The sequence below is a fragment of the Nocardia callitridis genome, assembly GCF_039543305.1.
GTDB lineage: Bacteria > Actinomycetota > Actinomycetes > Mycobacteriales > Mycobacteriaceae > Nocardia > Nocardia callitridis.
The window spans coordinates 1,925,886-1,944,045 of sequence record NZ_BAABJM010000001.1; the positions used below are offsets into that span (position 1 = coordinate 1,925,886).

Below are 18,160 nucleotides of genomic sequence, written 5' to 3' on the forward strand. Positions count from 1 at the left end.
CACATCGCCGGGAGTTCGGTGCGAGAAGGGTCAGCTCGCCGCCGTCGGGGCGGTGAGGTCGTAGAGGGTGACGCCGTCCACCTCCGTCGCGGTGAAGTTCTCCTGTACCCACTGGGCGATTTGGCTGCTCGCGTTGTTGGAAGAACCGCCGGGGCCGCCGTGGCCTCCGCCACCGATGTAGTAATGGATTTCTCCGTCGGCGACGTACTGCTGGAACTGGGCCAGGGTGGGGGAGGGGTCGCTGCCGTTGAAGCCGCCGGTCGGCATGACCGGGAGTTCGGTGGCCAGCTGGAAGCCTGCGGCGCTATTGGAGCCGGAAGCCGCTGCGGCCCAGGTGAAGTGGTCGCTATTGTTTTCCAGCAGGGCGATCACCTGTGCGCTCGGTTCGGTGGTGCCGAACATGCCGCCCATACCGCCGCGTGCTTCCGATCCGTCGCCGCCGCGCATGCCCTGCGGTTGGCCACCGGGAGCGCCATGGCCACCGGGCCCAGCTTGGCCACCCGGCATTTGCGGCATCTGCCCGCCACCGGGTCCGTCCATGCCGCGGCCGTCACCGCCGGGCCCGTGCTGGCCGAACCCACCTTCGACACTGGGACCGGCCGAGGGAATCGGACTGCTGTGGCCGACGGTGAGTGTGTTCACCGCGTAGGCGGTCGGTCCGGCCAAACCGGCGAACGCGACCGCGAGTGCGGCGACCACCGCCAGTCGCTGTCGCGCCGAGGACACCAGCACGAGGACGGTCGCGACGATTCCGACCGCCAGTACCGTCCACCGCAGCCAGGGCAGCCAGCTCGCGCTGCGCGACAACAACATCCATGCGGTCGCCATAGTGAGTGCTACCGCGAGCGCGAACAGCAGGTTCACCCACGGCCGGTGCCGCTCGCGCCACATCGCCACCGCTCCCGCACCCACCAGCGCGGCGACCGCTGGTGCGAGAGCCACCGTGTAGTACTGGTGGAAGATTCCGGCCATGTAGCTGAACACCAGGCCGGTGACCAGCAGCCAACCACCCCAGGCAATGAACGAGGCGCGGCGGGCATCGGTACGAGCCGCCTTACCGCGCAACAGAATTCCCGCGACCAGCCCGACCAGCGCGGCGGGGATCAACCAGGCGATCTGACCGCCCTGCGCGGGCTCGAACATCCTGGTGATGCCGGTGGAACCCCACATCCCGTTGCCGCCGGGCGGTAACTCGCCGCCGGGGCCGACACTGCCGCTCTCGTTACCGCTGAGGCGACCGAATCCGTTGTAGCCAAGGGTGAGCTCGAGAATCGAATTGTTCTGCGACCCACCGATCCACGGCCGCGACGACGCGGGCCACAACTCGACGGCAAGTAACCACCATCCCGCGGCGACCACCATCGCCGCCGCGGCGGCGAACAATTGCGCGATCCGCTTACCCAGCTTCGGTGGGCCCGCGATCAGGTAGGTCAGCGCAAGCGGCGGCACCACGAGCAGTACCTGCAATTGTTTGGTGAGAAAACCGAATCCGACCAGTGCGCCGGTGAGTACCAGCCAGCGCCATCGCCCGTCGGCGACCGCGCGGCTGATCGCCCACGTGGCCGCGACCATCAGGAACACCAGGAGCGCGTCGGGGTTGTTGAACCGGAACATCAAGGCGGCCACCGGGGTTACCGCGAGAACCAGTCCGGCGATCAACCCGGCGGCAGGACCGAACGGCCTGCGGACCGTCGCCCACAGCACCGCGACCGTCGCGACGCCGAGCAGCACTTCGGGAACGAGAATGCTCCAACTATTGAGCCCGAACGCGCGCACCGACAATTCCATCAACCACAACGAGGCCGGTGGTTTGTCGACGGTGATCGAGTTCGCCGCGTCGGAGGAGCCGAAGAAGAAGGCCTTCCACGATACCGAACCCGCTTGCACCGCGGCGGAATAGAACGAATTGGACCATCCGCTGGCGCTGAGGTTGCACAGGTAGGCGATACCGGTGCCGATGAGCAGCGCGGCCAGCGCCGGGTATTCCCACCGGGTCTTGCGTTCGGGTTTGTGCCGGTGCGCCGCCCCCTCGGGCGGCGCGGTGAGTGTCGCGGTCATCGCGCGTCTCCCTTGGTGTCGGCGGCTACCGCAGCCGCTCCGGATGGAATCGAAGGTGGTTGCGCGACAACGGGTTGCGTAGGGTGCGCGGGTGTATTGCGGAACACCCAGCGCAACCCGACGAAGCGCAGCAAGGTCGCGAGCAGGTTCGCCACCACGAGCACGAACAGCTCCCAGTGCACCGAGGCGTCGCCCGCCCAGTGGTGCAGCGCGAACAGGGACCCACTGGTGAGCGCCAGTCCGATGCCGAAGATCACCAGCCCTTGGAACTGGTGGGAGACCGCACCGGTCGCGCCGCGCACGCCGAAGGTGAACGCGCGGTTGGCCGCGGTATTACCCACCGCCGTGATCAGCAACGCGAGGAAATTCGCCACCTGTGGGCCGGTCATCGGTTGCAGCACGACATACAGCAGCAGATAGGCCAGGGTGCTGAGCGCGCCGACGATGGCGAAGCGCACCAGCTGTCCGACCATGCCGAGCGGGACCCCCGGTACCAACGGTTCCCTACCGACCGCGCGCCGCAGCTCCTCCAAGGGCAGGGTGCCGCTGGCGAGCGCTCGGCCGAGTCTGCCGATGCCGAGCAGGTCCTTGCGCGCGGTGTCGATGATGTCGACGCGGCTGTCGGGGTCGTCGACCCAATCCACCGGCACCTCGTGGATGCGCAGACCGGCGCGTTCGGCGAGCACGAGCAGTTCGGTGTCGAAGAACCACTCACCGTCGCGAACCAGCGGAAGCAGCTCGCGCGCGACCTCGGTGCGGATCGCCTTGAAACCGCATTGGGCGTCCGAAAAGCGCGCGCGCAGGGAAGCTTTCAATAACAGGTTGTAACCGCGGGAGATGATTTCGCGCTTCGGCCCGCGCACGACCCGCGACGAGGAGCTCAGTCGAGTACCGATCGCCAGGTCGGAGTGTCCGGTGATCAGCGGCGCCACCAGCGGAAGCAGCGCGTTCAGGTCGGTGGACAGGTCGACATCCATGTAGGCGACGACCTCGGCGTCGGAATGCTCCCACGCGGCCCGCAGTGCGCGTCCTCGCCCCTTGGCGTCCAGATGCAGCACCCGGATGCCGCCGAGTTCCTCGGCGAGCAGGTTGGCCACCTGCATGGTGTCGTCGGTACTCGCATTGTCGGCGATGGTGATCCGCGTACGGAACGGAAATCCGTCGCTCAGGTACGTGCGTAGCCGGCGCACGCAGACGCCGAGGTCGGCTTCTTCGTTGTAGACGGGGATCACCACGTCGAGGACGGGTGCGCCAACGGGGTCGGCGTGTGCGGCCGCCGTGACGGTCATGGTCTCGGTCATGCCGTCAAGATTCGACCGCGACGCTGGAGCCCAGCTGGGGCTCAGCTGTGAGGTTGCTGGGGACGCGAAATCCCTGGTCCGCGCGCTCGATCGAATCCGGCACCGACGCGGATAGCGTACGGTCGAACCATCGGGACCATTCAGGCCCTGCGAGCGAAGGACGACGATTGTCCGACAAATCTCCGCGCAGCTCGATGACCAAGAAATCCAAGTCGCTCAAGGAAAAGCGAGCAGACAAGGCGGACAAGAAGGGAAAGTCGGTCGACGACTCACCCATCGTCCCCAAGAAGCGCTGAGGGAGCGCACCGCCGTTCTCGCGCCGGGACGCGGACCGGGCTTGATGTGGCAATGATGGGCGGTGTGCGATGACGCCTTCCGCCACAGGGCGGCCCGGTGCGGGCACATCGGGTGTCTTGCCGGGTGCCCCTGGCCCGGATCAGCTTTCGTGTAGCCGCCACAGCGGGGACACCGGGCCGTGACCGGCGCCGAGATCGTAGGCCGCTGAAAGGCAGTGGTAGGTCCAGTCTTTCGCGAATTCAACGGCTGCGGGGACCGGGTAGCCGTTGGCGATGGCGCAGGCGATGGCGGCGGCGAGGGTGTCGCCGCCGCCGTGGTCGTTGCCGGTGGCGATGCGGGGGGCGGTGAACTCGAGGAAGTCGGTGCCGTCGTAGAGCAGGTCCGTGCTGACCTGTGAGGACCGTAGGTGTCCTCCCTTGACGATGGCCCACTGTGCGCCCAGCTTGTGCAGCTCACGGGCGGCGTGGCGCGCCGCGTCGTCGTCCTCCACGTCGACTCCGGTGAGCAGGCGGACCTCGTCCAGGTTCGGCGTCACCACCGTCGCCAGCGGAATGAGGGTGTGGCGCAACGCGTCCAACGCTTCGGTATGCAGCAACGGATCGCCGTGCATCGAAGCGGCGACCGGGTCGACCACCAACGGGATCGTGCCGTTCTTGCCGATACCGACCTCGCGACAGACGTCGGCGACCGCCTCGATGATCGCGGTGGAGGCGAGCATGCCGGTCTTCACCGCGCCGATGCCGATGTCGCCGACAACGCAGCGCACCTGATCCGCGACCACCTGCGGCGGAATCTCGTGAAACCCACTGACGCCCACCGAGTTCTGCACGGTGACCGCGGCGACGGCGACGCAGGCATGCACGCCGCACATGGCCATGGTCCTGGTGTCGGCTTGGATGCCCGCGCCACCCCCGGAATCGGTACCGGCGATGGTGAGCACTCGCACCGGGGTCTGTCCGTTCGAGGGCAGTGGCAGCAGGTTCACGTCAACGACCATACGGCCGCCCGCCCGGTTCGGCGCCGCGGGATTCGAGGGTCACGGATAGTAGAAAATGACAATCGTTATCATTAACGCATGGCTGCTGAAGAACGTCTCCCCGTCACCGTCCTGTCCGGCTTTCTCGGTGCGGGCAAGACCACGCTGCTCAATCACATCCTGGCGAATCGGGAGGGGCGCAGGGTCGCGGTGATCGTCAACGACATGAGTGAGGTGAATATCGATGCCGCGCTGGTAGCTGGGCAGGGGTATCTGGATCGCACCGAGGAGAAGTTGGTCGAGTTGACCAACGGGTGTATCTGCTGCACGCTGCGCGAAGACCTGATCGAGTCGGTCGGCAAGCTCGCTCGCGACGGGCGGTTCGATCAACTGGTCATCGAGTCGACCGGGATCTCGGAGCCGATGCCGGTGGCGGCGAGCTTCGACTGGGAATTCGAGGACGGGTTCACCCTCGGCGCGCTCGCCCGGCTCGACACCATGGTGACGGTGGTGGATGCCTCCACCTTCTTGACCGAGATCGCGCGTGGGCAGGAGCTGGCCGAGCGCAATCTGCAAGCGGGCGAAGGGGATACCCGCACGATCTCCGACCTGTTGGTGGATCAGGTGGAATTCGCCGACGTCGTGTTGGTCAACAAAACCGATCTGGTGAGCGAAAAGGCCGTGGGAATGGTGGAAGCCACTGTGCGCACACTGAATCCACGTGCGCACGTCTTGCGGATCAGCGAAGGGGTTGTCGAGTTGTCCGAGGTGTTGGCGACCGGCCGCTACAACCCGGTGGTCGCCGCCGAATCCGAGGGCTGGGAAGCGGAGTTGGCGGGCGGACACACCCCCGAGACCGAGGAATACGGCATCCGCAGCCTCACCTACACCGCGGACCGCCCTTTCCACCCCGAACGCCTTTCCTCGGTGCTGGGCGAACTGCGAGGCTTGCTGCGCAGCAAGGGTTTCTGCTGGATCGCCAGCCGCCCGGACCTGGCCGCGATCTGGTCCCAAGCAGGCCCGAACCTGACCTTCGAACCGGCCGCATGGTGGTCGTCGCTCGAGGTCCCGCGTGGCCAGGAAATCGTGTTCATCGGCTTACAACTGGACCGAGACGCGGTACGCGCCCGCTTGGACGCCGCCCTGTTGACGGATGTGGAATTCGCCGAAGGTTCGACTGTGTGGGCCGAATATCCCGACCCGTTCCCCGCGTGGGGTGAGCTGCACGAACATGTGTGAGCCGCGGCTACGCATGACCGGGCTATGCCATTGGTCGAGCGTGATATCACTGTGAAAAAGTGCCATCAGTGATGGCTTGCGAGGGGAGATGACAGCTTCGCAGTTGCCAGTCGCGACACAGCGCCGTTCGAGGCCGCCGGGGTACCCGTCATCGACCCGTGGCAATAACCCACCGCACGCGGTTCACTCAGGCGCGCGGTGCGATGTACAGGGTTTGGGTGCTGCGGCCCAGAGGTCCTTTTTCGTCGTAGAGGGCGGATTCGGCGAGGCCGATGCCGTGGGGTTGGGGGAGGGTGGTGGCATCGAGACAGACCCATTCGCCTTCGGGGTGGCGGTGCAGGGTGACGGTGAGGTCGGTGTTGATGAACAGGAAACTCGACCAATCGAGGACCGCGCTGATGCCGTTGCCGGAGTCCGCGGCGGCGAGGGTGCGTTCCAGCGGGCTCGGGGCGTGCCAGCGCACGCACAATCGGTGATCGCCAACGATTTCTCGGCAACCAGCAGTGCCCGGCACCGCCACGACTGTCTGCCTTATGCCCGACCGAAGGCCAGCGCCACGTTGTGGCCGCCGAATCCGAACGAGTTGTTCAGTGCGGCATCGATGCGTTGTTCGCGCGCTGATCCTGTGACGATATCGAGGTCGAAATCTGGGTCGCGATTGTCGAGATTCAGTGTGGGCGGGACTATTTGGTCGCGCAGGGTGAGTAGGGTGACGATCGATTCGAGGGCGCCGACCGCGCCGATCGAGTGGCCGAGTGCGGATTTCGGCGCGTAGACCGAGGCTTCGGGGGTGGTGGCGAGGATGGCGTTGGCCTCGGAGGCGTCCCCGATCGAGGTGGATGTGGCGTGTGCGTTGACGTGTTGGATATCCGAAACATGCAGTCCAGCGGTGGCTATCGCCTTGTGCATGGCCCGTGCGGCGCCGACCCCGGACGGGTCGGAGGCGACGATGTGGTAGGCGTCGGAGGTGATCCCGGCGCCGAGGACCCGGCCCTGGATCGTCGCGTTCCTCGCTCGCGCGTGCCGTTCGGATTCGAGGACGAGCAGCGCACCCGCCTCGCCGAAGACGAAGCCGTCGCGGTCGCGGTCGAACGGACGCGAGGCGCGTTCGGGTTCGTCGTTGCGGGTGCTCATCGCCCGCATCATGGCGAAGCTGGCGATCGGCATCGCGTGGATATGGCCTTCGACGCCACCGGCGACCACGACATCCGCCTCGCCCGTGCTGATCAGTCGCCACCCCTGCGCGATGGCTTCCGATCCGGACGAGCAGGCCGAGACCGGCGTGAATATCCCGGCTTTGGCGCCGATTTCGAGTCCGACGGTGGCGGCGGGTCCGTTCGGCATCACCATCGGCACCGACAGTGGTGAGACCTTCCGGTATCCACCCGTGCGCATGGCGTCGACCGCATCGATCAGTGCGTCACCGCCACCGAGCCCGGTGCCGATGGCGACCGCGAGGCGTTCGCCTGCCACCTCCGGCGCGCCCGCTTGTGCCCAGACGCGGCGCCCGAGCACCAGGGCCATCTGCTCGACGTAGGAATGCCTGCGCTGCTCGATCCTGGTCAACTGCTGGCTCACGGGCGTGCGCAACTTGCCACCGATGCGCACGGGCAACTCGTACTCGTCGACGAAATCGTCGGTGAGCGTGCCGATTCCGCTGTCTCCGCGCAACAGTCGCGACCAGGTGTCGTCCATGTCGTCGGCCAATGACGTGGTGGCCGCGTAGGCGGTGACGACGACGGAACGAGTTTCTGAAGCGTTCGGTACATTCACGATGTCATGAATACCTGTAGCACTCGCTACAGTCAACCTATGGCCCGACCGCTCGACCATCAGAAACGCGCCGAACTCTTGGCCGACGTTGTCGGCTACATCGCCGCGCATGGCCTGGCCGACCTGTCGTTGCGTCCGCTGGCCGCCGAGCTCGGCACCAGTTCCCGGATGCTGATCTACTACTTCGGCACCAAGGAGGAACTGCTGATGCAGGCGCTGGCCACCCATCGCCCCGACATCGCCGCGGTCTTCGCCGACATCGACGACCCGGCCGCACTGCGCGAGCGGCTGTGGGGGTTCTGGCAGGCGAATATCGACGGTCCGGAACGGGTGAGCGTGCGGGTGATGGTCCAGGTGATCGGCGCGGCCTGCGCCTCGAACGGGCCGTACGCGAGCTACGCCAACGAAGCCATCGCGGTCTTCGTCGGCGCGCTCGCGCAGGGTTTACGCAAGATCGGCTTGGCCGAGGATGCCGAAGTGATCGCTACCCTGCTCGTTTCGGGATTGCGCGGAATTCTGCAGGACCGGATGATCACCGGCGACGTTGCGCGGACCGACCGTGCCGCACGACGGTTGATCGAACAGAACATTCGCTGACGGTGGGCGACAGGCGCGTGCCCACACCGGCCCGTATGGACGGCACGCAGGTGACCAACAGGGTGAAGGGGGAGGTTGGCAGCGGCGCGGTGCCGAAACCTGATCGAAACCCTCTGTGATACTGCCTTTTTCGGTCTCGCACACAACTCCGTGAGATCGGCGAGTGCACCGACGGCTCTGTCGGTCGAACAGGGTGTCGCGGGCCGTTCGCCGCCGATGCTTCGGTCCCCGGTGGAGACTCCAGTTACGTGCGCCAGGACGAGCGCACGCTGCCCGACCGGGTGTCGTTTCCGATGGTCGGGTCGACGGCGGTGCTGGCGGCGGTCGGTGCCGGCATGACGGTGTTCGCCGGTCCCGCCCTCGCCATCGCCGACCGTGCCGCCGACAAGTCAGTAGGCAAGGTGACAGTGAGTTGAGCGATCCTCCTGATCAGAACAGCCCACCACCGCCGTGGATGGACTCGCCGGTGATCCACCGCGCGGCGTCAGAGGTGAGAAAGGCGACGACTTCGGCGATGTCGTCGGGTTGGCCGATCCGGCCGAGTGGGGTTTGCGTGGTGACGTGCGCCAACTCCTCTCGGCTTCGGTTCGAGGCCAGCGCCTCGGTCTCCGTCGGTCCCGGCAGCACATTGTTGACGGTGATCTTGCGTCCGCCGATCTCCCGTGCAAGCACCCGAACCAACTGCTCGACCGCGGCTTTGCTCGCGCCGTATACCCCCGAATCAGGGCGGTGGGTCGCGGTGACCCCGGAGGAGATCACCACGATGCGTCCGTTGTCGCGGAGGCGATTGGCCGCCTCGCGCAGCGCGACGAAGGTGGCCTTCACGTTGGTGGCGAACACCAGATCGAAGTCGGCGTCGGTGGCCTCGGCGATCGTCGCGAACCTGGCGACGCCCACATTGTTCACCAGGATGTCGAGCCCGCCGAAGCGCTCTTCGGCCAGGTCGAACAGTCCGCGGAGTTGGCTCACGTCCGTAACATCGGCCTGCGCCGCGATGGCTTGCCCACCCGCGGCTTCGATTGTGGCGACGACCTTGTCGGCCGCGCCGCGGTCGGAATGGTAATTGACGACGACCGAGTCTCCGTTCGCGCCGAGCCGTTCGGCGATGGCGCGGCCGATCCCGCGTGAGCTTCCGGTGACCAAGGCAACCGACATCGGCGCACCTCTTTCAGATAGTCGAGTAACTTGATAGTCGATATCATCGACTAATTGGGTTGAGGGTGTCAATAGTCGACCATCTAAACTATGCGCATGTCCTCGAACGATTCGGATCGCACCGACACCGGCTACGCGTCGGCGTTCTCCACGCTGCACCGCGAGATGACGGTGCTCCACGGGATTGTCGCGCGCCGCTTCGACCTGACGGTCCAGCAGGTTCAGCTGCTGTGCATGCTCAGTCGTCACCAGCCGTCGCTGGGGGAGTTGGCCGAGTTACTCGGCTGCGACAAGACCAATGTCACCGGCATGGTCGATCGCCTCGACCGTCGTGAACTCCTGGTCCGCGCCCCCGACCCCACTGATCGGCGGGTCGCCCGTGTCGTACTGACCCCCAAAGGCGTCGCTATGCGGACGCGCATTCGCGCCGCCCTCGATGCGGAGTTGGCCGCACGCCTGCCGAGGCAGGACCGCGCTCGGCTGGTCGAGCTCGCAAGCTCGGTGTCCCAGAGGCTCGCCGAAGGTCGTTGAGCCGCTGCTGGATTCGCCGAGAGATCGAATGATCGGCGTGCCCGCTGCTGTGTCGCCATTCGGGCTGCACGGCCTGATCGGGGCAACGCTGGTTCAAGGCGCCGCGGCGGTCCGCACGCGAACTCGGACGTGGACTGGCAGGCGGCTCTGATCCTGTTCGACCCTGCCGCGGTGGTGGCACGCCCGCGATCCCGCCTCGGGCGGGCCCCATGAGCGCAAACGCACGCCGATGCTCGAAGGTCGGCATCGGCGCGCGCCCGGCGAGCGGCTACGTACTGACGACGGGCAGATACACCGCATTCCCGTGGTCGGCGAACTCCGCCGACTTTTCCGCCATTCCCGCTTCTATCGCATCCGAGTCGGTAAGCCCTTGGCGCGCCGCGTATTCCCGCACATCGGCCGAGATGCGCATCGAACAGAACTTCGGCCCACACATCGAGCAGAAGTGCGCGGTCTTGGCGGGTTCGGCGGGCAGGGTCTCGTCGTGGAACTCCCTGGCCGTATCGGGGTCCAGTGACAGCGCGAACTGGTCGTGCCAGCGGAATTCGAAACGGGCCTTGGACAATTCGTCGTCGCGATCCTGGGCATGCGGATGCCCCTTGGCGAGGTCGGCGGCGTGCGCGGCGATCTTGTAGGTGATCACGCCGACCTTCACGTCATCGCGATTGGGCAGGCCGAGATGCTCCTTCGGGGTGACGTAACACAGCATCGCGGTGCCCGCCTGCGCGATGATCGCGGCGCCGATCCCCGAGGTGATGTGGTCGTAAGCCGGTGCGATATCGGTGGCCAGCGGCCCGAGGGTGTAGAACGGCGCCTCCTCACACAGTTCCTCCTCCAGGCGAACGTTCTCCACGATCTTGTGCATCGGCACGTGCCCCGGCCCCTCGATCATCACCTGCACGCCATAGGATTTGGCGATCTTGGTGAGTTCGCCGAGGGTGCGCAACTCGGCGAACTGCGCCTCGTCGTTGGCGTCGGCGATGGAACCGGGCCGCAGCCCGTCGCCGAGAGAAAAGGTCACGTCGTAGCGCGCCAGGATCTCGCACAATTCCTCGAAGTGCGTGTACAAGAACGACTCCTGGTGATGGGCCAGACACCACGCCGCCATGATCGAGCCGCCGCGCGAGACGATGCCGGTGACCCGCTTGGCCGTCAACGGCACATAGCGCAACAGCACGCCCGCGTGCACGGTCATGTAATCCACGCCCTGCTCGCACTGCTCGATAATGGTGTCGCGGTACAACTCCCAGGTGAGCTTGGTCGGCTCGCCGTTCACCTTTTCGAGCGCCTGATAGATCGGCACGGTGCCGACCGGTGCCGGTGAATTACGCAGAATCCACTCGCGCGTCTCGTGGATGTTCTTGCCCGTCGACAGATCCATGATGGTGTCGGCGCCCCAGCGCGTCGCCCACACCATCTTCTCCACCTCCTCGGCGATCGAGGAGGACACCGCGGAGTTGCCGATATTCGCGTTGATTTTCACCAGGAACTTCTTGCCGATAATGGTCGGCTCCAGCTCAGGATGACGGTGGTTGGCGGGAATCACCGCGCGGCCGGCGGCCACCTCCTCGCGCACCATCTCCGCCGAAACACCCTCGCGGGCGGCGATGAAACGCATCTCGTCGGTGATCAGACCTTGCCGCGCCCATGCGAGTTGGGTTGGCGGCCCGTCGACTTCGGGGCGCGTCCAGGTGTCGCGCAGTTTCGGTAGGCCCGCCTCCAGATCGATCCGGGCGTTGTCGTCGGTGTATGGGCCGGAGGTGTCGTACAGGTCGAAATGTTCGCCGTTGGTGAGATTGACCCGGCGTACCGGGATGCGCAGACCGTCGACCTCGCGGTAATGCTTGGTACTGCCCGCGATCGGTCCGGTGGTGACAGTGTCTACGGCGGATACAGCTGTGGATTCCATCGAAGTCCTCCCTACGCCGGCATTACCCGGTCAGGTTCATACGGTCGACAGCCCTGGCGCCGAAATCGGCTAGCCGTCCTCTCAGCCCGCTGGTGCGAGCCCCCGTGTGTGTGTAATTTTCCGCCGCCGACCATACCCGGCGACGGGCCGTCCGCGCAGGGCTACGGCGGGCGCCGAGTGTGACGACCACTGCCCGCACTGCGAAAATCGGCTGTCTACAGGTAGATTCGACACAATGAAATTCACTCTGGAAGTGGACCTGGATGCCTTGACCGACGGGGTCGAAGCGCCGGACCCCGCCGGTGAACTCGGCCGCATCCTGCGCTATTGGGCAGCGGGCGTCCGGCATTACCCTTTCGTCGACGGCCGAGGATCGAGCATCTACAACTCCGTCTACCGCGAAGTGGGGTCCTGGCGGATCTGCTGAACCGCCGCTCGACCATTTCTGGCTATTCGTTCTTTCCGTCGTAGGCGTCCCGCAGCGCCTGCAAGTCGATCTTCTTCATCGCGAACATGGCTCTCGTCGCGCGGTCGACCGCTGGTTTGTCGGGGCCCGACAGCAGCGCGTCGGCCGCGTTCGGCCAGATCTGCCACGGCACGCCGTACTTGTCGTTGAGCCAGCCACACTGGACCTCCTCGCCGCCGTCGGCGGTCAATGCCGACCACAGCCGGTCCACTTCGGCCTGGTCGTCGCAGTTGATCAGCAGCGACATCGCGTGCGTGTAGTGGTACTCACCGCCGCCGTTGATGGCGGTGAAGCGCTGCCCGGCCAGCTCGAAGTCCACCGTGAGCGGCAGGTCGGTGGGTCGGCCACCGGACTCGGGGTAGTACACGATATTGGTGACCTGCGAGCCGTCGATCAGCGAACAGTAGAACTTCGCCGCCGCTTCGGCCTCGGTGTCGTACCAGAGGTTGGTGACGATCTTCTGCATGGCGACCTCCGTAGGGGGATTTGGGATGTGTACAAATACCGACGGCGTGCGCGAGTGAGATTCATCGAAATACCGCGCGAGTCGCGACCGAAACCGGCACGCGAGATGGATCATGAACAGTGGCGCGAGTCGGGTCGGTTGGGTCGGCCCGACTCGCGTCACAAGGCAGGGACGGTTATACCGGAGAATGTCGCCCCGAAGCGTCGGTCATGCTCGACGCAGGGCGCGGAAGACAGCGGCGCCGACGAACGCGCCGAGTTCGCGCGGTGTCCACTCGTTGTCCTCGTCGAGCAACGCGCGCACCGCGCCCTCGCCCGCCGCGATCCACTGCTCGACCAGTACCGGGAGCTTGCGCTCGGCCTGCTCGGTGCCCCAGGCGTGCAGCGTCGGCCGCAGCAGTGTCGTGCAGCGCTCCACCACCAGCGCGCGCCCTCGGCCGAACGAATCCGCCACGGCGGGATCGGGATTGCCGTACATCAACCGCCAAGCCGCCGGTCGTGCCGCGACCTTGTCCAATAACGCGCGGTATCCCTCGACGAACACCGTCTCGTCGGCGTTCACATCCCTCGTCGGGAGCACATCGAACATTCCGCTGATCAGATAGCTTTCCTCGCGCTGGATCAGCGCTTCGATCAGCTCGACTCGATCACCGAAGCAGGCATAGACCACCGGTCGAGTCACATTCATCCGTTCAGCGACCGCGGCCATGGTGATCGCGGCGATACCGTCCGCGACGGCGATCTCGAGTGCGGTGTCGAGCACCTGCGGGCGACGGCGACCGGGACCGAGATGTTGGGCTCGCTGACGTGGCCGTAGGCCCGATTCGCTACCCATTCATTGAACATATCAGCGCTACGGCCGGGTTTTCCCTGGTCTGAGCCCTAAAGATCGGGCCGACGAATTGGGTTATCTAACGATGGGCGACAGGTTTACGTGGCGGGGGTCACATCGAATTCGGCAATCACCGGCGCGTGATCGCTGGCGCCCTTGCCTTTTCGCTCCTCCCGGTCGATCACCGCGTCGACGGTGCTCGCGGCAAGCGTGGGGGAGGCGAGCACGTAATCGATGCGCATGCCTTCCTTCCGGGGGAAGCGCAGCTGCGTGTAATCCCAGTAGGTGTAGACGCCGGGGCCAGGAGCCAAGGGCCGCAACACATCCGAGTAACCAGCCGACACCACGGCGGCGAAGGCGTCGCGCTCCGGCTGCGAGATGTGTGTCTTGTCGGCGAAATATTCGACCGACCACACGTCGTCGTCGGTCGGCGCGATGTTCCAGTCACCCACCAGTGCGATCTTGGCTTCCGGCTGCTCGGCGAGCCAGCGTGCGCCGTTATCCCGCAGCGCGGCAAGCCATTCCAGTTTGTAGGCGTAGTGCGGATCGTTCAGCGCCCTGCCGTTGGGCACATACAGGCTCCACACTCGCACCCCGCCGCAGGTCGCGCCGATCGCACGCGACTCGACCACCGGGGTGGTGATCAGCGATTCACCGGCGTTCTTGTCGAAGCCGGGTTGATTCGGGAACGCGAACTCCACGCCGGTGAGCCCGACCCGCGAGACGATGGCCACACCGTTCCACTGGTTCACTCCCAGGTGCGCCGCCGCATAGCCCAACTCCTCGAACCGTTCGAACGGGAACTGGTCGTCACGACACTTGGTCTCCTGGATGGCGAGCACGTCGATGTCGTGGCGGTCCAGCCAGGCGGTCACCCGATCGATTCGGGAGCGGATCGAGTTCACATTCCAGGTCGCGAGGCGCACAGCTCCGTTCTACCTCAGGAGGCGGACTCGTCGACCACCGCGTATCGGTAGCTGTGATGCTCGACGAAGCCGAGGTCCCGATACAGGGCGAGCGCACCACCGTTGTCGGCGGAAACCTGCAGGTAGGCGTGGGTCGCACCACGGTCGTGACCCCAGCGGATCAACTCGGCGCAGACCAGTGACCCGAGGCCGCGCCTGCGGTGCTGCGCGCCGACAGCCACACAGCTCAGACCGACCCAGCGCAGGCCGTCGGAGCCGGTGGTGAGCGCGCCGCGGCCGATCGCGATGGGCTGTGGTAGTCCGAGTGCCGCGAAACCGAGTTCGCCCTCGTGCACCGCGGTGATCACACCGGTATCCGGTATAGGTGCCGAATCCGTCTGCGCGGCAGGGTCTTCGCCCCGAAATCGGTGCATCCGTAACCAGGCGGCATCGGGTTGCGGATGTACACGCACCATCGAAGGACCCTGCGGTAGCACGAAATTCGCGATGTCGATGGCGAGGACGACGACGGTCTCCGAATGCCCGGTCCAACCCGACGGGATCGGCGCGAGTCGATCGGGTAATGCCAGTTCGGCGGGCAGTCCGCGTGCGGCGTACCAGTCCACGATCCGGTCGAGGACCTCCGGTGCGATCGTCGCCGGTTCGGTACTCGAATTACCCAGCGGCAGCGCGGAATTGGCGCGACGGGTGGACCCGTTCCCCGCGCGCACCAGCCAACCGTCGACCCATGCGTGTTCCAGGCCGGGCCAACCGTTCGCGGCCGCGGCCTCCAACGACCGAATCTCTTTGGTGCGAATAGGCCGGGGCCCCAACGCTTTCAGTGCTACTACCTGATCGGCGGCCACCGATACGGTCTGCCCGTCGGCGGCACGCACCGTCGGCGGATCGAGCGATACCAGCTCGCCGATCACGTCGGTCATCGTGTGCGTGTATCCCGACGGCAGTCGGTATCGAAGCACTACCCGCCGACCGAGCGGAATGTCGCCGAGCGAGTCCGGTTCAGTCGTCATCGTCATCATGACCGAAGGGGTCGGCCACCGATCCGGGCAGCCAACTCAGACCCGGTGTACCCCAACCACTTCGCTTGATCGCCTTCTTCGCCGCCCGCGCGTTGCGACCGACCAGCACGTCGACATACAGGAAACCGTCGAGATGACCCACCTCGTGTTGCAGCATGCGCGCGAAGAATCCCTTGCCTTCGATATCGACCGGCTCGCCGTGCTCGTCGATGCCGGTGACCCGCGCCCAGTCGGCCCTGCCGGTGGGGAACTGCTCGCCGGGCACCGAGAGGCACCCCTCTTCGTCGTCGTCCGGGTCCGGCATGGTCTCGGGGATCTGCGAGGTCTCCAGCACCGGATTGATCACCGCGCCCCTGCGGCGGGTGGCCTTGCCGTCGGCGAGGTCGGGGCAGTCGTAGACGAACAGCCGCAGCCCGACACCCACCTGGTTGGCGGCCAAGCCGACGCCGTGTGCCGCGTCGAGCGTCTCGTACATGTCGGCGATCAGCCCGGCCAGTTCCTCCGGCGTCTGCTCGACCCGTTCGGTCGGGTTGTGCAGAACCGGGTCGCCGACGATCACGATCGGGAGGATTGCCATGCCTCGATTATTGCGGTGCCGCCACGCCCGCCCATGCCCAGGGTGGTGCGGGCGCGCCCAGGGCCGTATCGGTGCGTCCGACAGCGGTTTACCCGTCGGTAACGAACACGCCGAGCCGTAGACCGGGCAACTGTCGGGCCGCGTGGTTCAATGATTCGCGACGTATGAGCACCGATTTCGACTGGTGACCACTTGGGCTAGGGAGCAAGATGGACGGCGCAGCGGCGCGGAATCTTTCCGCGATCCAGGACGGCCTCTCCGCGAGCGATGAAGTCACGGTTGCGGTTCCCGCTGCGGCGGAACCGGCGACGAACCCGTACAACACCGCCGCGGACGCGCACAGCACGGCCGCCGAGGACGATCCGCAAGACGGGTTGACCCGTCGCGAACACGAAATCCTCGCCTTCGAACGGCAGTGGTGGAAATACGCGGGGGCGAAAGAAGAAGCCATCCGCGAACTGTTCGGCCTCTCGCCGACCCGCTACTACCAGGTCCTCAACGCGCTGGTCGACCGGCAGGAGGCGCTGGCAGCCGATGCCATGCTGGTGAAGCGACTGCGCAGGTTGCGGGCGAGCCGTCAGAAGGCACGCGCGGCGCGGCGACTCGGTTTCCAGGTCTAACCGGGTGATGCGGGCATCCGCGTCTGGTATGCGACTAGGCTGCGCAGGGTGAGCAACCCGAATCCCACCTCCGGTGGGCCGCCATTGCGTGCGTTGGCGATGGTGTTGATCGCACTGGCCATCGTGTTCGGCGGCCTGGGTGCGATGTCGTTGTCCAGCGCCGACACCGACGATTCGCAAGCCGACGCCGCCCCGACCTCCACCTCGTCCCAGGCGCCCGTCGCCACCGAGGCCCCGGCCCCGGCGCCGACCTCGGATGCCGACGAGCCGAGCGCGGCCCCGACTACCACCAGTGCGGCGCCGACCACCACGACTTCGCCCGTCGCCCAGAGTGTTCCGGTGCGCGTACTGAACAACAGCATGGTGATGGGCCTCGCGGGGAAAACCGCCGATGAGCTGAAGGGCAAAGGGTTCTCGGTCGTCGAGACCGGCAACTATGGCGGCAGCATCCTGCCCACCACGACGGTGTATTACGGGCCGGAGGCGGGGGCGCAGGAGACCGCGAAGCGCATCGCCGATGAACTCGGTGGCGCTGCGGAGCCCGATACCGGTGCGGCGGGCGGCACCGGCACGGGCGTGACCGTGATCGTCACCGGACAGTGAAAACCCACCGCGACTCCGACGCCGTTACCAGCGTCGGTGTTCGCACGGCCGCAGGCCCTGCCACGGCGCGACACGTCGTGCGTGGCATCATTTTGTCACTCGTAACTCGGTACTCGTAAAGGAGTCCCTCGATGGCCCCGTTCACAACTCGTCGCCGGTCCTGGTGGACCGTGACCCCGATGCTCGCCGTCGCGGCGCTCGCTGTCGCGGGGTGCTCGAACAGTCAGGAATCGAGTGACGTCGAGGGCACCACTCCGCCGGTGTGGTCGGCTTCACCCGAACCCGCCGGCGGCTCCGAGTCCGGTGAAAACGAGTCGGGTAGCGAGGGTCTGAAGGTCGACCTGAAGGACCCGGCGGGCATCACCCTCGGCACCGCCGTGTTCGCCGACCAGAGCGGCCACCTGCAGGTCACCGTCGAAGCGCACGGGCTGACGCCCGGCTTCCACGGCCTGCACGTGCACCAGGTCGGCAAGTGCGAGGCGAACTCGGTCGCGCCTACGGGCGGCCCCGCGGGCAACTTCCTCTCCGCCGGAGGGCATTTGCAGGTCGGCGGCGCCACGTCGCACCCGGCCAGCGGTGACCTGACCTCGTTGGAGGTGCGCGGCGACGGCTCGGCCAAGCTCGTCACCACCACCGACAAGCTGACCATCGAGGACATCAAGGACAAGGCCGTCGTCGTGCACGCCGACGCCGACAACTTCGGCAACATCCCCGGCCGCTACACCCGCGCCGACGGCCAGACCGGCCCCGACGAGTCCACGCTGTCGACCGGCGACGCGGGTGGTCGCGTCGCCTGCGGCGTCATCCAGTAGGTAC

The 18,160-nt window shown here is 66.3% G+C and carries 21 protein-coding genes; 9 read left to right on the forward strand and 12 right to left on the reverse strand.

Features of this window, described 5'->3' with window-relative positions; all coding sequences use genetic code 11:
• Positions 1-30: 30 nt before the first annotated feature.
• Together ABEA50_RS08240 and ABEA50_RS08245 are read right to left on the reverse strand one after the other, a co-directional pair.
• Entirely contained in the window at positions 31-2,058 is a 2,028-nt protein-coding gene (locus ABEA50_RS08240) for a glycosyltransferase family 39 protein (RefSeq protein WP_345494462.1), read from the reverse strand.
• A complete protein-coding gene (locus ABEA50_RS08245; RefSeq protein WP_345494463.1) occupies positions 2,055-3,359 on the reverse strand; it encodes a bifunctional glycosyltransferase family 2/GtrA family protein in 1,305 nt (434 codons plus the stop codon). The genes ABEA50_RS08240 and ABEA50_RS08245 overlap by 4 nt, the downstream gene beginning before the upstream one ends.
• Positions 3,360-3,526: 167 nt before the next feature.
• Between ABEA50_RS08245 and ABEA50_RS08250 the strand changes: the two genes are divergently transcribed.
• Positions 3,527-3,655, forward strand: coding sequence for a hypothetical protein (locus ABEA50_RS08250; protein WP_345494464.1), 129 nt, complete (start codon positions 3,527-3,529; stop codon positions 3,653-3,655).
• A 140-nt stretch (positions 3,656-3,795) separates the two neighbouring features.
• On the opposite strand, the gene thiD is transcribed toward ABEA50_RS08250, so the two are convergent.
• Positions 3,796-4,641 (reverse strand): bifunctional hydroxymethylpyrimidine kinase/phosphomethylpyrimidine kinase, encoded by an 846-nt coding sequence (thiD, locus tag ABEA50_RS08255; RefSeq protein WP_345494465.1) that lies wholly within the window; start codon positions 4,639-4,641, stop codon positions 3,796-3,798.
• 90 nt (positions 4,642-4,731) lie between these two features.
• Between thiD and ABEA50_RS08260 the strand changes: the two genes are divergently transcribed.
• Positions 4,732-5,871, forward strand: coding sequence for a GTP-binding protein (locus ABEA50_RS08260; protein WP_345494466.1), 1,140 nt, complete (start codon positions 4,732-4,734; stop codon positions 5,869-5,871).
• Positions 5,872-6,058: 187 nt separating this feature from the next.
• Here ABEA50_RS08260 and ABEA50_RS08265 read toward each other — a convergent pair whose 3' ends face one another.
• Both ABEA50_RS08265 and ABEA50_RS08270 read right to left on the reverse strand, forming a co-directional pair.
• Positions 6,059-6,334, reverse strand: coding sequence for a thioesterase family protein (locus ABEA50_RS08265; RefSeq protein WP_345494467.1), 276 nt, complete (start codon positions 6,332-6,334; stop codon positions 6,059-6,061).
• A gap of 68 nt (positions 6,335-6,402) precedes the next feature.
• Entirely contained in the window at positions 6,403-7,644 is a 1,242-nt protein-coding gene (locus ABEA50_RS08270; protein WP_345494468.1) for a KasA/KasB family beta-ketoacyl-ACP synthase, read from the reverse strand.
• A gap of 39 nt (positions 7,645-7,683) precedes the next feature.
• On the opposite strand from ABEA50_RS08270, the gene ABEA50_RS08275 reads away from it, so the two are divergent.
• Together ABEA50_RS08275 and ABEA50_RS08280 are read left to right on the forward strand one after the other, a co-directional pair.
• Positions 7,684-8,241, forward strand: a complete 558-nt coding sequence (locus tag ABEA50_RS08275) for a TetR/AcrR family transcriptional regulator (protein WP_345494469.1) — start codon at positions 7,684-7,686, stop codon at positions 8,239-8,241.
• Between the two features lie 248 nt (positions 8,242-8,489).
• Positions 8,490-8,657, forward strand: coding sequence for a hypothetical protein (locus ABEA50_RS08280; RefSeq protein ID WP_345494470.1), 168 nt, complete (start codon positions 8,490-8,492; stop codon positions 8,655-8,657).
• Between the two features lie 13 nt (positions 8,658-8,670).
• On the opposite strand, the gene ABEA50_RS08285 is transcribed toward ABEA50_RS08280, so the two are convergent.
• Positions 8,671-9,396, reverse strand: coding sequence for an SDR family oxidoreductase (locus ABEA50_RS08285; RefSeq protein WP_345494471.1), 726 nt, complete (start codon positions 9,394-9,396; stop codon positions 8,671-8,673).
• A gap of 96 nt (positions 9,397-9,492) precedes the next feature.
• Here ABEA50_RS08285 and ABEA50_RS08290 point away from each other — a divergent pair, with 96 nt between their 5' ends.
• Positions 9,493-9,927 (forward strand): MarR family winged helix-turn-helix transcriptional regulator, encoded by a 435-nt coding sequence (locus ABEA50_RS08290; protein WP_345494472.1) that lies wholly within the window; start codon positions 9,493-9,495, stop codon positions 9,925-9,927.
• Between the two features lie 268 nt (positions 9,928-10,195).
• Here ABEA50_RS08290 and thiC read toward each other — a convergent pair whose 3' ends face one another.
• Positions 10,196-11,836: a phosphomethylpyrimidine synthase ThiC gene (gene thiC, locus ABEA50_RS08295; RefSeq protein WP_345494473.1), complete on the reverse strand. Its 1,641-nt coding sequence runs from the start codon at positions 11,834-11,836 to the stop codon at positions 10,196-10,198.
• Between the two features lie 235 nt (positions 11,837-12,071).
• Here thiC and ABEA50_RS08300 point away from each other — a divergent pair, with 235 nt between their 5' ends.
• Positions 12,072-12,263: a hypothetical protein gene (locus tag ABEA50_RS08300; RefSeq protein WP_345494474.1), complete on the forward strand. Its 192-nt coding sequence runs from the start codon at positions 12,072-12,074 to the stop codon at positions 12,261-12,263.
• Between the two features lie 22 nt (positions 12,264-12,285).
• Here ABEA50_RS08300 and ABEA50_RS08305 read toward each other — a convergent pair whose 3' ends face one another.
• The 5 genes from ABEA50_RS08305 to ABEA50_RS08325 form a co-directional block, all read right to left on the reverse strand.
• On the reverse strand, positions 12,286-12,768 hold the full coding sequence (locus ABEA50_RS08305; RefSeq protein ID WP_345494475.1) for a VOC family protein: 483 nt from the start codon (positions 12,766-12,768) through the stop codon (positions 12,286-12,288).
• 207 nt (positions 12,769-12,975) lie between these two features.
• Positions 12,976-13,602 carry a TetR/AcrR family transcriptional regulator gene (locus ABEA50_RS08310; protein ID WP_345494476.1) on the reverse strand — a complete coding sequence of 209 codons (627 nt, stop codon included), beginning with the start codon at positions 13,600-13,602 and terminating at the stop codon, positions 12,976-12,978.
• A 95-nt stretch (positions 13,603-13,697) separates the two neighbouring features.
• Complete coding sequence (locus ABEA50_RS08315) at positions 13,698-14,525, reverse strand: exodeoxyribonuclease III (RefSeq protein ID WP_345494478.1); 828 nt, start codon at positions 14,523-14,525, stop codon at positions 13,698-13,700.
• Positions 14,526-14,539: 14 nt separating this feature from the next.
• Positions 14,540-15,535: an N-acetylglutamate synthase, CG3035 family gene (locus tag ABEA50_RS08320; protein ID WP_345494480.1), complete on the reverse strand. Its 996-nt coding sequence runs from the start codon at positions 15,533-15,535 to the stop codon at positions 14,540-14,542.
• On the reverse strand, positions 15,525-16,121 hold the full coding sequence (locus ABEA50_RS08325; protein WP_345494481.1) for a peptide deformylase: 597 nt from the start codon (positions 16,119-16,121) through the stop codon (positions 15,525-15,527). The genes ABEA50_RS08320 and ABEA50_RS08325 overlap by 11 nt, the downstream gene beginning before the upstream one ends.
• Positions 16,122-16,330: 209 nt before the next feature.
• On the opposite strand from ABEA50_RS08325, the gene ABEA50_RS08330 reads away from it, so the two are divergent.
• The 3 genes from ABEA50_RS08330 (at position 16,331) to sodC (ending at position 18,156) form a co-directional block, all read left to right on the forward strand.
• The gene (locus ABEA50_RS08330; protein WP_345494482.1) at positions 16,331-16,741 is read left to right on the forward strand and encodes a DUF3263 domain-containing protein; all 411 of its coding nucleotides are present in this window, start codon (positions 16,331-16,333) and stop codon (positions 16,739-16,741) included.
• A 48-nt stretch (positions 16,742-16,789) separates the two neighbouring features.
• The gene (locus ABEA50_RS08335) at positions 16,790-17,344 is read left to right on the forward strand and encodes a LytR C-terminal domain-containing protein (RefSeq protein WP_345494483.1); all 555 of its coding nucleotides are present in this window, start codon (positions 16,790-16,792) and stop codon (positions 17,342-17,344) included.
• Between the two features lie 131 nt (positions 17,345-17,475).
• The gene (gene sodC / locus ABEA50_RS08340) at positions 17,476-18,156 is read left to right on the forward strand and encodes a superoxide dismutase[Cu-Zn] (protein WP_345494484.1); all 681 of its coding nucleotides are present in this window, start codon (positions 17,476-17,478) and stop codon (positions 18,154-18,156) included.
• Positions 18,157-18,160 lie beyond the last annotated feature (4 nt).

What these genes read in the sequence shown, in the direction of transcription:
- ABEA50_RS08240 (WP_345494462.1), bottom strand. Translation starts at nt 2,058, where the DNA reads ATGACCGCGACACTCACCGCGCCGCCCGAGGGGGCGGCGCACCGGCAC.
- ABEA50_RS08245 (WP_345494463.1), bottom strand. Translation starts at nt 3,359, where the DNA reads ATGACCGAGACCATGACCGTCACGGCGGCCGCACACGCCGACCCCGTT.
- ABEA50_RS08260 (WP_345494466.1), top strand. Translation starts at nt 4,732, where the DNA reads ATGGCTGCTGAAGAACGTCTCCCCGTCACCGTCCTGTCCGGCTTTCTC.
- ABEA50_RS08275 (WP_345494469.1), top strand. Translation starts at nt 7,684, where the DNA reads ATGGCCCGACCGCTCGACCATCAGAAACGCGCCGAACTCTTGGCCGAC.
- ABEA50_RS08285 (WP_345494471.1), bottom strand. Translation starts at nt 9,396, where the DNA reads ATGTCGGTTGCCTTGGTCACCGGAAGCTCACGCGGGATCGGCCGCGCC.
- ABEA50_RS08290 (WP_345494472.1), top strand. Translation starts at nt 9,493, where the DNA reads ATGTCCTCGAACGATTCGGATCGCACCGACACCGGCTACGCGTCGGCG.
- thiC (WP_345494473.1), bottom strand. Translation starts at nt 11,836, where the DNA reads ATGGAATCCACAGCTGTATCCGCCGTAGACACTGTCACCACCGGACCG.
- ABEA50_RS08300 (WP_345494474.1), top strand. Translation starts at nt 12,072, where the DNA reads ATGAAATTCACTCTGGAAGTGGACCTGGATGCCTTGACCGACGGGGTC.
- ABEA50_RS08305 (WP_345494475.1), bottom strand. Translation starts at nt 12,768, where the DNA reads ATGCAGAAGATCGTCACCAACCTCTGGTACGACACCGAGGCCGAAGCG.
- ABEA50_RS08310 (WP_345494476.1), bottom strand. Translation starts at nt 13,602, where the DNA reads ATGGGTAGCGAATCGGGCCTACGGCCACGTCAGCGAGCCCAACATCTC.
- ABEA50_RS08320 (WP_345494480.1), bottom strand. Translation starts at nt 15,535, where the DNA reads ATGACGACTGAACCGGACTCGCTCGGCGACATTCCGCTCGGTCGGCGG.
- ABEA50_RS08325 (WP_345494481.1), bottom strand. Translation starts at nt 16,121, where the DNA reads ATGGCAATCCTCCCGATCGTGATCGTCGGCGACCCGGTTCTGCACAAC.
- ABEA50_RS08330 (WP_345494482.1), top strand. Translation starts at nt 16,331, where the DNA reads ATGGACGGCGCAGCGGCGCGGAATCTTTCCGCGATCCAGGACGGCCTC.
- sodC (WP_345494484.1), top strand. Translation starts at nt 17,476, where the DNA reads ATGGCCCCGTTCACAACTCGTCGCCGGTCCTGGTGGACCGTGACCCCG.